This window comes from Kribbella sp. NPDC000426 (genome assembly GCF_040300265.1).
Classification (GTDB): domain Bacteria; phylum Actinomycetota; class Actinomycetes; order Propionibacteriales; family Kribbellaceae; genus Kribbella.
This window is the reverse complement of sequence record NZ_JBEPDK010000005.1, coordinates 685,560-698,800: the sequence shown is the minus strand read 5'-3', so window position 1 is coordinate 698,800 and position 13,241 is coordinate 685,560. Positions and strand designations below refer to the sequence as shown.

Here is a 13,241-nt window from a genome sequence, read left to right as displayed (position 1 = left end):
CGGTGACCGTCGTCGCGCGGTGTAAGGAGCGTGTCAGAACTGTCGGTGGGCGTCACTAGCGTTGGGTCCGTGACGACGTACTCCGCGGTGCGCACGACGGGGATCTACTGCCGCCCAGGCTGTGGCGCCAAGCCGCTCGCGGAGAATGTGACCACCTTCGAGCTGCCTGCTGCGGCGGAGGCGGCCGGATACCGTGCGTGCCTGCGCTGCCGTCCGTATCGGGTCGCCGGGACGGTTGCGGACGAGGCGCCCGAGCTGGTCTGTCGCGCGGTGCAGTTGATCATCGCCGGCCTGCTGGACGAGTCCGGGGAGGAAGCGCTGGGGGCGCGGCTCGGGGTGTCGGCGCGGCATCTGCGGCGGATGTTCAACGAGCACCTCGGCGTCACGCCGGATCAGTTCGCGCGCTCCCGGCGGGCGCACTTCGCGCGGCGGTTGCTCGACGACACCGATCTCGGCATCGCCGATGTCGCGTTCGCGTCGGGCTTCGGCAGTCTGCGGCAATTCAACCGGGCGATGCGCGAGATCTTCCGGGCCTCGCCGCGCGAGCTCCGCGACCGCCGGCGGCGCGGGGATCGCCTGGCCGCCGACGGGGGATTGGTACTGCGGATGCCGTTCACCCCGCCGTACGACTGGGAGGCGATGAGTGCGTTCCTGCAATCCCGTGCGATCCCTGGCGTCGAGTCGGTCGACGGCGGTGTGTACCGGCGGACGATCTCGATCGACGGTGAGCCCGGTGTGCTGGAGGTCGGCCAGGGCGGCGATGATCATCTGATCCTTCGCGCGCATCTTCCGTTCTGGGAAGGCGTCATGCATGTCGTCGACCGGGCCGTGTGCCTGGTCGGTCTCGATTGTGAGCCGGTCTCCGCGCGTGCACGATTGGCTGCGGATCCGGAGTTCGGCCCGCTGGTCGCGGCCCGGCCCGGCGTTCGGGTGCCCGGTGTTTGGGGACCTTTCGAGGTCGCGGTTTCAGCGGTCGTCCGCGATCAGCTGCCACCGGAGGACGCGACAGAGGCGTTGCGCAAGCTCGTCGAGGTGTACGGCGTACCCGTGCCGGGGCTCGATCACGGCCTGACGCATGCGTTCCCGGGGCCGGCGGCGCTGACGAATGCGGAGCTGGTCGGTCCGCTCGCGCGTGAAGTTGCTGACGGCAACATTGTTCTCGAAGGCGACGTGAAGATGCTGACGCGAGTGATGAGCGAGCGTGCGGCGCAAGAGGTCGCGTTGCGCCTCGGCGCCCGTGACGCGTGGCCGCTGAGCGACGAGAGCGAGCGCCTCAGGCCCTGGCGCTCGCTCGCCGCCGTCTATCAACTGACCAACGCCTCGTAGGTGCCCGTGGTCAACAGCTCCTTTGCCGCAGTGGTCGCCAAGGCATAGGCGGCGCCGGTGATCGCCGGGCCGACGCTGATGCGCGCGACGCCCAGCTCCGCGAGTTCACCGACCGTGGGAGCACCTGGGCCGACCATCACGTTGAGCGGCAACGGCGATCCCTCGACGAGCTCCGCGATCGTCGCCGCGTCGACCACGCCGGGCACGAACAGTACGTCGGCACCCGCGTCGGCGTACATCTTCGCGCGCTCCAAGGTCCCGGTCTTGTCGCCGAACAAGTACGTATCGGTCCGGGCGTTGATCACCAGCTCGATGCCCGCGGCAACAGCTGCCGCTCGCGCTGCCTTGATCCGCTCGACATGTACCAGCGGATCGTCGACCACCCGCCCGGTGCTGTCCTCGAGATTCACCCCGACCACCCCAGCCTCGAGTACGCCGGTCACCGTGCCCGCGACGTCGCTGTACCCGGCCTCGATATCCGCTGTCACCGGCACCGACACCGCCGCGCAGATCAACCGCAGCGCCGCCACCGCCGACTCCTGGTCGAGACCACCCGCATCGTCAACACCATGCGCCCAAGCCACACCGGCGCTCGTCGTCGCGATCGCCTTCGCTCCGGCCGCCTCGATCGCCCGCGCCGACCCCGCGTCCCACGCGTTCGGCAGCACCAGCGGCGCCTCCTCGTGCAGCGCACGCAACCGCCGCGCCAACTCGTTCTGCCCACTCACAGGCTCACCAGCAGTTCGTGGTCGATCTCGACGAACTCGACGATCAGGTCGGCGAACCGGCCCGCGATCAGCTCCTTGTACGCCGACGAGCCGGTGTGCGCGTCGTACGCCGCCTGGTCCGCGAAGTGCTCGACGAACAACAGGTAATCGGGCTTCGCGGGGTCGCGGTACACGCGGAACGACAGCGTCCCTTCCTCCGCGCCCGGTCCTTTCGGCGCGAACTCCTGCACGATCGCCTCGGCGGCGGCCTGGTTGCCGTCCTTCAGCTTGATCGGAAACACCTTTGCCAGCATCTGCATCCTCCTGACGGGTTCGTTCGTTCCTCAAGGTTCGCCCGCCGGCGGGCCTTCGGTCTGGCCATATTCGGTCATCTCCATCGTCTCGTATCTCAAGACAATATGTCTCATAAATCAAGATTGTGGATTAGCGTGGAGACTGTCGAGAGAAGGCAAAGGAGCCTGGGATGAACAACGTGTACACGCACGGACATCACGAGTCGGTACTGCGATCGCACACCTGGCGCACGGCGGAGAATTCGGCCGGCTACCTGCTGGCGCACCTGCGGCCCGGGATGTCGTTGCTCGACGTCGGCGCCGGTCCCGGCACGATCACCGCCGACCTGGCCCGCCTGGTCGAGCCCGGCCGGACCACCGCGCTGGAGGCCAACGACGCCGCCCTCGACATCACCAGGGCGACGTTCGCGGATCTCGACCTCGGCGTGGAGTTCGTCGTTGGCGACGTACACGCGCTGGACCTGCCGGACGACACGTACGACGTCGTCCACGCGCACCAGGTCCTACAGCATGTCGCAGATCCGGTGCAGGCGTTGCGCGAGATGCGCCGGGTCTGCAAGCCCGGCGGGATCGTCGCGGTCCGCGACTCGGACTACCACGGCTTCATCTGGTACCCGGAGCTGCACGAGCTCGACGAATGGATGGCGCTCTACCAGCGGATGGCCCGCGCCAACGGCGGCGAGCCGGATGCCGGCCGACGCCTGCTGTCCTGGGCGCTGGCGGCGGGCTTCCAGGACGTCGAGGCGACGACCTCGACCTGGGCGTTCACCAACCCCGAGGATCGTGCGTTCTGGGGCGGTATGTGGGCGGACCGGATCCTGAAGTCGGCGCTCGCGGACCAGGCGCGCGCATCCGGCGTACCGGAGCAGCAGCTGGAGGCGATCTCGGAAGCGTGGCAGTCCTGGACGGCCACGCCGGACGCGACCATCTCCATCCTCCACGGCGAACTACTGTGCCGGGCGTGAACGCTGGCGAGAGATCTCGTAGAGGACTGCGGTTGCGGCGTTGGCCGCGTTGAGCGAGCTGGCCGAGCCGGTGATGGGGATGCGGACGAGGTGGTCGGCCGCTTCTCTCCAGGCCGAGCTCAGGCCGGCCGTCTCGTTGCCGATCAGGAGCAGGACCGGCTGGGTGAAGTCGAAGTCGTAGACGTCGGTCGACCCGTGCTCGTCGGTGCCGACGACGACGATCGGGACCCGGGAGCGGCGTACCCAGTCGAGGACCTCGCGATGGGATGCCGCGCGTACGGCGGGAACCGCGAACAGCGATCCCGTCGTCGCGCGGACCGCCTTCGGGTCGTACACGTCGGCCGCATGTCCGGTGACGATCAGCCCGTCGGCGCCGAACGCGTCCGCGGACCGGATGATCGAGCCGATGTTCCCCGGCCCGGTCGGCCGGTCGAACACGACCCCGAGGAAGTCCGGCCCGACCGGGATCCGATCGAGGTCGTCGGCCGGCAGCTCGAGTACGGCGATCAGCTCCGACTCCTTCTCACCAAGCTCCGCGAGCAGGTCCGGCGCCATCGCGACCCGTTCGACGTCCGGGAGTCGCTGCAGCAACTCCGACGCCCACTTCGACAGCGGCCGGGAGGCGTCGGTGATCACCGTCCGCACCGGCCAACCGTTGTCTACGGCAACAGAAATCGGCCGCACGCCCTGGACCAGGAACTCGCCGGCCCGCTGCCGCTTGGTCCGATTGGTCAGCGACGCCTGCCACACCTGGAACCTGGCGTTCCGCGACGAGATCCGTTGCACCCGACCACCTTAATGTGCACGCCGTCGTCTTCGGCCCCGGTGCCTGAGTCGGAGAACGCCCCACAGGATCAAAGCAGGCAACCACAGCACGAGCAGCCACGGAAGCCGCCACCAGCCGGAGCCGCCGTCGAGCTTCGGCTGCTCGGGCGCGACCAGCGGCCGCGCGGAGGTCGACCAGGCCAGGAACGCGTCCCCGATCGGCACCGCGCCGAACGCGTACCGCTTGGTCTTCAACCCGGACAGCGGAAGCCCGAGCAGCTCACCCTCCCGCCCGAGCCGATCCCCGAGCGGATCGTTGTGAACCCGCGCCGCACCCATCGCAACAACGGTCGCGGACAGACTCGACCCGAGCACCAGCGGCCCGGAATCGACATCACCCGTGCCGTCGCTGCCCTTCGGGTACTCGCGGACACCGATCCCGGTGACGAACTTGTCCTTGAAGATCTCGTACTGCGTCCGCGCGAACGTCGGGTCGATGTCGACCAGGAAGCGCTGGATCATCGCCTGCGAGGAGCCGCGCGCGCCCGACACCTGGGGTGCCACCTGATGCGGCAGGAGCCCGGTCGCCGGGTCCAGCTTGGTCTTCGCCGTCGTCACCCAGTTCCGCGCGATCTGCCCGAACCGCGGCGCGACCAACGCGTCGTACTGGCGGAGTGAGGCGATCGCGACGACCGAGTCGACCGGCCAGGCCTGACCCGGGTACGCCGCGAGGAACGGCGTCCTCGAGGTCCGGAACGCGGTGGCGAGTTCGACCGACTCGCTGGTGAACGTGTCGCGGTCGGCCGCGTCGGAGTGGCCGAGTGCGATGAGCCCGCCACGCAGCCAGTTCGTCCAACCCGCGTAGAAGACGCCGTACTGCGGTTCGAGCGACGCGTCGAAGGGCACCGTACCGTCCGTGGAGGCGAGCCGATCGAGGGACCAGCGGACCTCCGTGGTGGCGTCGGCGGACTGCTCCGGGTCGTCGAGACCGACCTGGACCCAGCTGAGTCCGTACAGCACGTTCAGGAAGAAGTACCCCTCCGGAAACTGTTTCTGTGCAGCTCGATCCGCCCCGTTCTCGATCTCGGCCCGCAGGAACGCGAGCTGTTTGACCACGCCGCCGGTGGGATCGAGAACCAGGCGTGCGGTGCCCACCCCCGCCACCAGGGTGGCGATCACCGCTACGCCGACAACGAGCTTGCGCAGCACCCGAACAAATCTAGGGCCCGTTGGGCGACTACCGGGAGTCGCGAAGGTGACGTTCAGGTGCCCAGCGTCGATTCCCGGGTGATGAGCCGGGTGGGGAGCTCCATCGGGCCGGGATGGGCCGAGCCGGCGATCGCGTCGAGCAGCAGGTTCGCGGTACGGCGGCCGAGCTCCTCGAGCTCCATGTCGACGGTGGTGAGCGGCGGCCGGCTCGCGAGCGCCATCACCGACCAGTTGTCGTAACCGGTGACCGCGATGTCGTCCGGGACCGAGCGGCCGAGCTCGCGGAGGCGGTCGCAGACCCCGCGGGCGATCTGGTCGCTGGCGCAGGCGATCGCGTCGACGTCGGGTCGGGACCGCAGCAGTACGTCGACCGCGTGCCGGCCCCAGCGTTCGCTCCACTCGCCGTGCAGCGGCTCACCGGCGAACGCGTCACCGGCCGCCTCGACGGTGGCGGCGGCGCGGACCCGCGCGCTGTGGTGGGAGTCCGGGCCGGTGACATGGGCGATCTTCGAGCGACCGAGCGACAGCAGATGCCGCACGGCCGAACCGGCGCCGCCGTGGTCGTCGACGATCACCGAGGTGTCATCCGGATCGGTCGACGGGCTGAACGCGTAGATGACCGGGATCGGTACGTCGATCGGCGCCCGTGGCTCGGTCCGGCGACCGGTGACGATGATCCCGTCGACCCGGCGGGAGACCAGCGACTTCAGGTAGTGCTGCTCGCGGAGCGGGTCGTCGCGCGTGTCGCACAGCACGAGCGCCATCTCGCCGGCGCTGAGCGCGTCCTCGGCGCCGAGCATGATCGGGATGCTGAACCGGCCGGAGCTGTCGGTCGTGATCAGCCCGACCGTGAAGCTCCGCCCGGACGACAGCGCCCGGCCGCGGCTGTCGGGTGTGAACCCGAGCTGCTCGGCGGCCCGGCGGACCCGCTCGCGGGTCTCCTCGCGGAGCTGGCCGGTGTCGTTGAGCGCCTTCGACGCGGTGCTCGTGGAGACCCCTGCCAACGCAGCCACGTCGGTGATCCGCGGCTGTGAACGCAGCGGTGACGCCATCCGGCAACTCCTTTCCGAGGTTTCCGGGAGTCTAGCCCGAAGGGTTGACCGTCGCCATCATCCGCTCTACCTTCAAGCAGGAAAACGTGTTCCGGATTTTCCTAAACTCAGGAGCCACGACAGATGAGCGCAGCCACCCGCAGCCCGGCCGCCACCACGAAGGGGCGCCGCCGCCCGCTCGGACTCGGCCAGGCCACGATCACCGGCGGTTTCTGGGCGCCGCGGCAGACCCGCAACGGTCTGGACGCGATCCCCAGCGGCCAGGATCAGCTCGAGAAGGCCGGCAACCTGCAGAACCTCCGCCTGGCCGCCGGTATCGGCGAGGGCGAGGCGATCGGTCCGGTCTTCGCCGACTCCGACGTCTACAAATGGCTCGAGGCCGCAGCCTGGGAGTACGGCCGCACCCCCGACGAGGACCTGCTGAAGCGCATCCGCGATCTCACCGCCGTCGTCGCGGCCGCGCAGCGCGAGGACGGATACCTCGACTCGGTCGTCCAGCTCCGGTACGGCGACGAGGGGCGTTACCAGCAACTCGTCTGGAGCCACGAGCACTACTGCGCCGGCCACCTGATCCAGGCCGCGGTCGCCCAGGTCCGCTGCACCGGCGACACCGCGCTCCTCGAGGTCGCGACCAAGCTCGCGGATCACCTGCTGGCGACGTTCGGCGACGGCAAGACCGTCGACGTCGACGGCCACCCGGTGATCGAGATGGCCCTGGTCGAGCTTTATCGAGAAACCGGTACGGCGGCGTACCTGGACCTGGCCAGGTGGTTCGTGGAGGCGCGCGGGCACGGGATCATCGAGAACCACGGCCACTCGCCGACGTACTTCTCCGACCGTGTCCCGGTCCGCGAGGCGACCACGGTCGAAGGGCACTCGGTCCGCGCGGTCTACCTGGCCGCGGGTGCGACCGACGTCGCGCTGGAGACCGGCGACACCGAGCTGCTCGAAGCGCTGAAGCGGCAGTTCGACCACATGTGGTCGACGAAGACCTACGTCACCGGCGGCCTGGGTGCACGCTGGGAGGGCGAGGCGTTCGGCGACGAGTACGAGCTGCCGGCCGACCGGGCGTACGCCGAGACGTGCGCTGCGATCGGCGGCATCCAGTGGGCGTGGCGGATGCTGCTCGCGACGGGCGAGGCGTCGTACGCCGACGCGATCGAGCGGATGCTCTACAACGGCTTCCTCGCCGGGGTGTCGCTGGCCGGTACGGAGTACTTCTACGTGAACCCGCTGCAGTTGCGCGGCGGGGCGCATCCGGACAACGGTCGGAGTCCGGCGCACGGCCGGCGCGGCTGGTTCGACTGCGCCTGCTGCCCGCCGAACATCATGCGTACGCTCGCCAGCCTCGACGGCTACTTGGCAACCACCACCGACGACGCCATCCAGATCCACCAGTACGCCACCGGCGTGATCGGCAACCTGCAGGTGGAGACGGCCTATCCGTGGGACGGCACGGTCCGCATCACGGCTCCGGAACCGACCGTTGTCGAGCTCCGCATTCCGGCGTGGGCAGAAGGTGCCACCGTGAACGGCGACGCGGTCGCCGCGGGTGGGTATGCCCGTGTCGAAGCAGCCGAGATCGAGCTGCATCTACCGCTCACGCCCCGCGTAGTCGGCGCCGATCCGCGCGTCGATGCAGTCCGCGGGTGTGTGGCGCTCGAGCGCGGGCCGCTGGTTTACGCCGTCGAACAGGCCGACAACCAGGCACCCGTCGACGATCTGCATCTGTTGCCTGAGGCACCTACCTCCGAGAACTCGGATCTCCTGGACGGAGTCACCGTCCTGAAGGCCCGGGGGCGCCGGGGTGAGGGCCATCGGCCGGGATGGCCGTTCGTCGTCGATGCCGAGGATGCCCTGGGCGACGAGGTCGAGGTGACCGCGGTGCCGTACTACGCGTGGGCCAACCGGGAGATCGGTGCCATGCGTGTCTGGCTGCCCAGGGGCTGACCGTGGTCACGCGTCGGCAGTTCCTCGGCCTCGCGGCCGGAGCGACCACGGCCGGTCTGCTTCCGGGCTGTAGCTCGGTCCTGCCCGAACCCGACGTCCAGGCGGCGGGTTTCGGGCAGGAGGCCACCGGCACCGTGCAGGTTTGGTGCCGGGCGGCGACGCAAACCGGTCTCACCGACCTGGTGAAGAAGTTCAACGCGTCCCAGGACCGGCTCACCGTCGAGCTGACGCCGGTACTGGACGCGCAGTACGTGACCAAACTGGCGACCGCGATCCGCGGGCGGAGCGTGCCGGACCTGGTCGATATCGACGACATCAACTCGATGCTGTTCATCTATCGCGACGCCTTCACCGATCTGACCGAACCGCTCGCCGCGCTGGACTTCCGGGACAAGCTCAGCCCGGGTCACTTGCGGCTGGCAACGAAGAGCGACCGCGTGTACGGGGTTCCGTACCTGGCGGACAACTCGATGTTCTGGTTCAACACCGAGTTGTGCGATCGCGCCGAGGTCGATCCGGACGAGGCGGTGAAGTCGTTCGACAACCTGCTCGATGCGGCCAAGAAGCTCCGCAAGCTCGGCGACGACATCTACGCGTGGAGCTTCCCGGCGAACAGCCCGGGCGCGCTCGGGTTCGTCGTACAGCCGATGGTGTGGGCCGCGGACACCGACCTGATCCAGGGCACGATCGGAAGCCAGTCCGGGCACATCGTCGGGAACGACGTCGTGCAGCGGATGCTCGAGCTGCACCGTCAGTTGTGGGTCGACGGGCTGGTGCCGAGGGCAAACTTCTCTGACGACGCGTCCCGGTGGGGCAGCGACTTCCGGGCCGGCAAGATCGGCATCTTCCCGTCCAACTACAGCGTGGTCGTGTCGGCGTCCGACGCTGCGTTCCACCAGAAGGTCACGCCACGGCTGTTGTCCGGGCCGGACGGCGGGTCGGCCTTCTTCGACGGCGGCGACAACATGTGTATCCCACGCGGCGCGAAGAATGCATCGGGGGCGTGGGAGTTCGTGCGGTTCGCGCTGGATCTGCCGCAGCAGATCGATCTGCCGGCCGGTGGCTACACGCCGGTGCGATCGGACGCCCGGACGCCGGAGTTCGCGAAGAAGTATCCGTTGGCGACGCTGCCGCTGGAGCGCATCCAGGAGGGGTACGCGCCGACCACGTTGTCCTACAACCTCCTCTACAACCAGCCGGACGGGCCGTGGCTGCAGATGTTCCGGCGCGCGGTGTTCGACGGCGAACTGGAGGCCGCCATGAAGGAAGCCCAGCAGAACTACGACCGCATCCTGAAACAGGGGCAGGCATGAGTACCTCGCGTTCTCTGACCCACCCGGGACGAACCGGGCTGTTGTTGGTCACCCCAGCGGTTCTCTTCGTCGGTGTGTTCGTGCTGGTGCCGTTGGCGTTCGCGTTGGTGATCTCGCTGACCAACTGGCCGCTGATCGGCTCGGTGAAGTTCAGCGGGTTGAAGAACTACACCGCGATCGTCTCCGACGCCGCCTTCGCCAAGTCCGTGTTGTACACGTTGCTCTACACGGTCATCGTGACCGGGCCGATCCTGGTGCTCGGCTACGCCCTCGCCGTCCTGGTACGCCGCAAGCGCCGTGGCTCGACGCTGCTCCGTACGGTGTTCTTCCTCCCATTCGTCGTCGGGCTGTCGACGCTCAGCTTCGTGACGGTCCTGGAGGCGCAGCCGGAGAGCGGCGTGATCAACATCGTGCTGAAGAAGCTCGGGATCACCGACGGTACGACGGCCTGGCTGGTGGACGGCCCGCTCGCGACCGGGCTGATCTGCGTGCTGGTGATCTGGGCGGTCAGCGGGCTGACGATGATGCTGCTGATGGCCGGTATGCAGGCCATCCCGCGGGAGTACTACGAGTCGGCGCAGCTGGACGGTGCGGGCTGGTGGAAGACCGAGCGGGAGATCACGATCCCGATCCTGCGCCGCACGATCGCGATGGCCGTGATCATCTCGGTGATCGGCTCGCTGCTGGCGTTCTCGCAGTTCTACATCCTGACCCGCGGCGGTCCGGGCACCGACACCACGACCGTGGTGCAGTACATCTACAACCGGGCCTTCGTCCAGTTGCAGCTCGGTGCCGCGACCGCGCTGTCGATCGTGCTCGTCATCGTGGTCGGACTCGTCACCGCGGCCCAGTTCCGGTTGCTTCGGGAGAAGGACTGATGAGACTCAAGAACACCTTCTACGTGATCGGTGGCGGCGGCGCCTTCCTGGTCTTCGCCGTACCGTTGCTGTGGGCACTCTTCCGGTCGGTGCAGCCGAACGACGTGATCGTCGCGGCCCCGAACGCGTCGACGTTCTTCCATCTGACCTGGGACAACTTCCGGACGCTGATCGAGGGACCGGGCAACCTGATCCGGGCCGTCGGCAACAGCCTGATCGTTGCCCTGAGCACCGCGATCCTGACGGCGCTGCTGGCGACGCTGGCCGGGTACGGGTTCGCGCGGTTCCGGTTCCGGAGTGCGCCGGTGCTGTTCGCGCTGGTCGTGGTGTCGATGATGATCCCGTTCCAGGCGATCCTGACCCCGCTGTACCTGGAGATGAACACGCTCCGGCTGACCGACAGCCTGTTCGGACTCGTGCTGTTCTACACGACCGTCAACCTGCCGTTCGGGGTGTTCGTGATGCGGAACTCGTTCGCCTCGGTGCCGGTCGAGCTCGAGGACTCCGCCCACGTCGACGGCTGCGGCACGTTCCGGATGCTCGGCTCGGTACTGCGCCCGTTGATCATGCCGGGCGCCGCGACCGTCGCGCTGTACGCGTTCCTGGCCGCGTGGACGGAGTTCCTCGGCGCGCTCACCTTCCTGACCAAGGACGAGCTCTACACGCTGCCCGTCGCGCTGGTGAACGTCCAGGCCGGCGCGTACGGCGAGATCAACTTCGGCTCCCTCGTGGCCGGCGCGGTGATCGCGATGATCCCCTGCGTGATCCTGTACGTCGGCCTCCAACGCTTCTACGTCAGCGGCCTCGCGTCGGGAGCAGTCAAAGGCTAGGTCGGATCTCGTGGTCGGCGTGGGCGGCGGCGTGGGCCTCGCCGACCTGGCGGCACAGGGCCATCAGGTCCGCCTCGTTCAGGACGTGCTGCTTGGCCTTCGGGCCCAGGTCGGTGATGTGGTCGCGGGCGCGGAGCAGTCGCTGGAAGACGCGCTCCCGCTCGTCCGGGTCGTCGGTGTACTCCGGATCGAGGTAGGCGTTCGCGTCGCGGCGGATGTGGGCCATCGCGGTCTGCGTCCGCCCGCGGGTGCTGAACAGTGAGGCGAAGATCGTGATCAGCAGCACGACCAGGATCACCGCCAGCGAGAGACCGGTGCTGATCTCCACCACCTCGACGTGCTCGCCGCCGTTCACGAACGGCAGGTTGTTCTCGTGCAGCGCGTGCAGGATCAGCTTCGCGCCGATGAACATCAGGATCGCGGCCAGCCCGAACGACAGGTAGATCAACCGGTCCAGCAGTCCGTCGAGCAGGAAGAACAGTTGCCGCAGTCCCAGCAGACTGAACGCGGTCGCGGTGAAGACGACGTACACGTTCTGGGTCAGGCCGAAGATCGCCGGGATCGAGTCGAGTGCGAACAGCAGGTCGGTGGCGCCGATCGCGACCATCACCAGCAGCATCGGCGTCAGCATCCGGCGGCCGTCGACCACGGTGGTCAGCCGGTCGCCGTCGTACTCCTCGCTGGTCCGGAACAGGCGGCGGGCCAACCGGACCACGAAGTTCTGCGCCTGGTGCGACTCCTCGGTCTCCGGCTTGAGCATGTTGCCGGCGGTCAGCAGCAGGGCGACGCCGAACAGGTAGAACACCCAGGAGAACGTGTGCAGCAGCGCCGAGCCGGCGAAGATGAACCCCGCCCGCGCGATCAGGCTGACCACGATCCCGACCAGCAGTACCTTCTGCTGGTTCTCCCGCGGCACCCGGAAGCCGGTCATGATGATCAGGAACACGAACAGGTTGTCGACCGACAGCGCCTTCTCCGTGACGTACCCGGCGAAGTACTCCGAACCCATCTCGGTGCCGCCGATGACCAGCGCGCCAAGACCGAACAGGATCGCGATCCCGACGTACACCGCGGACCAGGCCGCGGCCTCGCGCAGTGTCGGGACGTGCGCCGACCGGACGTGGAAGAAGTAGTCGAACAGCAGCAAGCCGGCAATCGCCAGCAATGTCAGCACCCAGACCAGCGGCGACACCGTCATGTCGTAACCCAACCATGGCGGGCCGGTGGGATTCCCGCGCTGAAGTGAAATTGCCTAAAAGGCATCTTTGCTCTTTCGGCAAGTTCTGCTACCGTCGTGTCATGGCCGAAGGGTTGCGGGAGCGGAAGAAGCAGGAGACGCGGATCGCGTTGAGCTGGGCGGCGGTCCGGCTCACCGTCGAGCGCGGGTACGGCGCGGTCCGGATCGAGGACATCGCCGCGGAGGCCGGGGTCTCGCTGCGGACGTTCCGCAACTACTTCGACAGCAAGGCGGACGCGATCGCCGCGCGTGAGGTGGATCGCAGCCTGAAGATCGCCGAGGAGCTCCGTGCCCGGCCTGCCGACGAGCCGCTGTGGGTGGCGGTCCGGGCCGCGATCGAGGCGCACTTTGCGCTCGGTGCGGAGGGACACGGGAGCCGGACGCCGCCGGACGAGCAATGGGTCAAGGGCATCCGGGTGATGATGACCGAGCCCGCGCTGCAGGGCGCGATCGCGCGGGCGTATGCCCGGGTCGGCGAGGAGATGGCCGCCGCGATCGCCGACCGTACGGGCACGACCGGGCTGTATCCGCGGCTGGTGGCCGAGGTCATCGGCGCGGTCCGGGGTGTCGTGATGGCCGAGTGGATGCGGGCCGACCCGCCGCGTTCGATCGCCGATCTGCTGTCCGAGGCCCTCGACCAGGTCGAAGCCGGCCTGCCAGTACCCGAATAAACCAACTTCCTGATTCCCCTGGCC

The 13,241-nt window shown here is 68.3% G+C and carries 13 protein-coding genes; 7 read left to right on the top strand and 6 right to left on the bottom strand.

Annotated features, from left to right (window positions below):
• The first annotated feature begins 69 nt into the window (after nt 1-69).
• Nucleotides 70-1,326, top strand: coding sequence for an AlkA N-terminal domain-containing protein (locus ABT313_RS27575; RefSeq protein ID WP_350859779.1), 1,257 nt, complete (start codon nt 70-72; stop codon nt 1,324-1,326).
• Here ABT313_RS27575 and ABT313_RS27570 read toward each other — a convergent pair.
• Nucleotides 1,305-2,054, bottom strand: a complete 750-nt coding sequence (locus tag ABT313_RS27570; protein WP_350859776.1) for an isocitrate lyase/PEP mutase family protein — start codon at nt 2,052-2,054, stop codon at nt 1,305-1,307. The two genes, ABT313_RS27575 and ABT313_RS27570, sit on opposite strands and share 22 nt — an antisense overlap.
• Nucleotides 2,051-2,347 carry a putative quinol monooxygenase gene (locus tag ABT313_RS27565; protein ID WP_350859773.1) on the bottom strand — a complete coding sequence of 99 codons (297 nt, stop codon included), beginning with the start codon at nt 2,345-2,347 and terminating at the stop codon, nt 2,051-2,053. The genes ABT313_RS27570 and ABT313_RS27565 overlap by 4 nt, the downstream gene beginning before the upstream one ends.
• A gap of 170 nt (nt 2,348-2,517) precedes the next feature.
• Here ABT313_RS27565 and ABT313_RS27560 point away from each other — a divergent pair, with 170 nt between their 5' ends.
• Nucleotides 2,518-3,312, top strand: coding sequence for a class I SAM-dependent methyltransferase (locus tag ABT313_RS27560; protein ID WP_350859771.1), 795 nt, complete (start codon nt 2,518-2,520; stop codon nt 3,310-3,312).
• Here ABT313_RS27560 and ABT313_RS27555 read toward each other — a convergent pair.
• The 3 genes from ABT313_RS27555 to ABT313_RS27545 are packed head-to-tail and all read right to left on the bottom strand — an operon-like array spanning nt 3,295 to nt 6,338.
• Nucleotides 3,295-4,098 (bottom strand): TrmH family RNA methyltransferase, encoded by an 804-nt coding sequence (locus ABT313_RS27555; protein ID WP_350859768.1) that lies wholly within the window; start codon nt 4,096-4,098, stop codon nt 3,295-3,297. The two genes, ABT313_RS27560 and ABT313_RS27555, sit on opposite strands and share 18 nt — an antisense overlap.
• Nucleotides 4,099-4,107: 9 nt before the next feature.
• A complete protein-coding gene (locus ABT313_RS27550; RefSeq protein ID WP_350859765.1) occupies nt 4,108-5,286 on the bottom strand; it encodes a hypothetical protein in 1,179 nt (392 codons plus the stop codon).
• A gap of 53 nt (nt 5,287-5,339) precedes the next feature.
• Nucleotides 5,340-6,338 (bottom strand): LacI family DNA-binding transcriptional regulator, encoded by a 999-nt coding sequence (locus ABT313_RS27545; RefSeq protein ID WP_350859762.1) that lies wholly within the window; start codon nt 6,336-6,338, stop codon nt 5,340-5,342.
• Between the two features lie 123 nt (nt 6,339-6,461).
• On the opposite strand from ABT313_RS27545, the gene ABT313_RS27540 reads away from it, so the two are divergent.
• From ABT313_RS27540 to ABT313_RS27525, 4 genes are read left to right on the top strand one after another with little or no spacing between them, the layout of a single operon-like run.
• The gene (locus ABT313_RS27540) at nt 6,462-8,288 is read left to right on the top strand and encodes a glycoside hydrolase family 127 protein (protein ID WP_350859759.1); all 1,827 of its coding nucleotides are present in this window, start codon (nt 6,462-6,464) and stop codon (nt 8,286-8,288) included.
• Between the two features lie 2 nt (nt 8,289-8,290).
• Nucleotides 8,291-9,601 (top strand): extracellular solute-binding protein, encoded by a 1,311-nt coding sequence (locus tag ABT313_RS27535; RefSeq protein WP_350859756.1) that lies wholly within the window; start codon nt 8,291-8,293, stop codon nt 9,599-9,601.
• Entirely contained in the window at nt 9,598-10,479 is an 882-nt protein-coding gene (locus tag ABT313_RS27530; RefSeq protein ID WP_350859753.1) for a carbohydrate ABC transporter permease, read from the top strand. The genes ABT313_RS27535 and ABT313_RS27530 overlap by 4 nt, the downstream gene beginning before the upstream one ends.
• Nucleotides 10,479-11,309, top strand: coding sequence for a carbohydrate ABC transporter permease (locus ABT313_RS27525; protein ID WP_350859751.1), 831 nt, complete (start codon nt 10,479-10,481; stop codon nt 11,307-11,309). The genes ABT313_RS27530 and ABT313_RS27525 overlap by 1 nt, the downstream gene beginning before the upstream one ends.
• Here ABT313_RS27525 and ABT313_RS27520 read toward each other — a convergent pair.
• A complete protein-coding gene (locus ABT313_RS27520) occupies nt 11,299-12,507 on the bottom strand; it encodes a TerC family protein (RefSeq protein WP_350859749.1) in 1,209 nt (402 codons plus the stop codon). The two genes, ABT313_RS27525 and ABT313_RS27520, sit on opposite strands and share 11 nt — an antisense overlap.
• A gap of 101 nt (nt 12,508-12,608) precedes the next feature.
• Between ABT313_RS27520 and ABT313_RS27515 the strand changes: the two genes are divergently transcribed.
• The gene (locus tag ABT313_RS27515) at nt 12,609-13,217 is read left to right on the top strand and encodes an acyl-CoA-like ligand-binding transcription factor (RefSeq protein WP_350859746.1); all 609 of its coding nucleotides are present in this window, start codon (nt 12,609-12,611) and stop codon (nt 13,215-13,217) included.
• Nucleotides 13,218-13,241 lie beyond the last annotated feature (24 nt).

Coding starts and splice junctions, on each gene's coding strand:
- ABT313_RS27525 (WP_350859751.1), top strand. CDS start 10,479: ATGAGACTCAAGAACACCTTCTACGTGATCGGTGGCGGCGGCGCCTTC.
- ABT313_RS27565 (WP_350859773.1), bottom strand. CDS start 2,347: ATGCTGGCAAAGGTGTTTCCGATCAAGCTGAAGGACGGCAACCAGGCC.
- ABT313_RS27530 (WP_350859753.1), top strand. CDS start 9,598: ATGAGTACCTCGCGTTCTCTGACCCACCCGGGACGAACCGGGCTGTTG.
- ABT313_RS27560 (WP_350859771.1), top strand. CDS start 2,518: ATGAACAACGTGTACACGCACGGACATCACGAGTCGGTACTGCGATCG.
- ABT313_RS27545 (WP_350859762.1), bottom strand. CDS start 6,338: ATGGCGTCACCGCTGCGTTCACAGCCGCGGATCACCGACGTGGCTGCG.
- ABT313_RS27515 (WP_350859746.1), top strand. CDS start 12,609: ATGGCCGAAGGGTTGCGGGAGCGGAAGAAGCAGGAGACGCGGATCGCG.
- ABT313_RS27520 (WP_350859749.1), bottom strand. CDS start 12,507: ATGACGGTGTCGCCGCTGGTCTGGGTGCTGACATTGCTGGCGATTGCC.
- ABT313_RS27540 (WP_350859759.1), top strand. CDS start 6,462: ATGAGCGCAGCCACCCGCAGCCCGGCCGCCACCACGAAGGGGCGCCGC.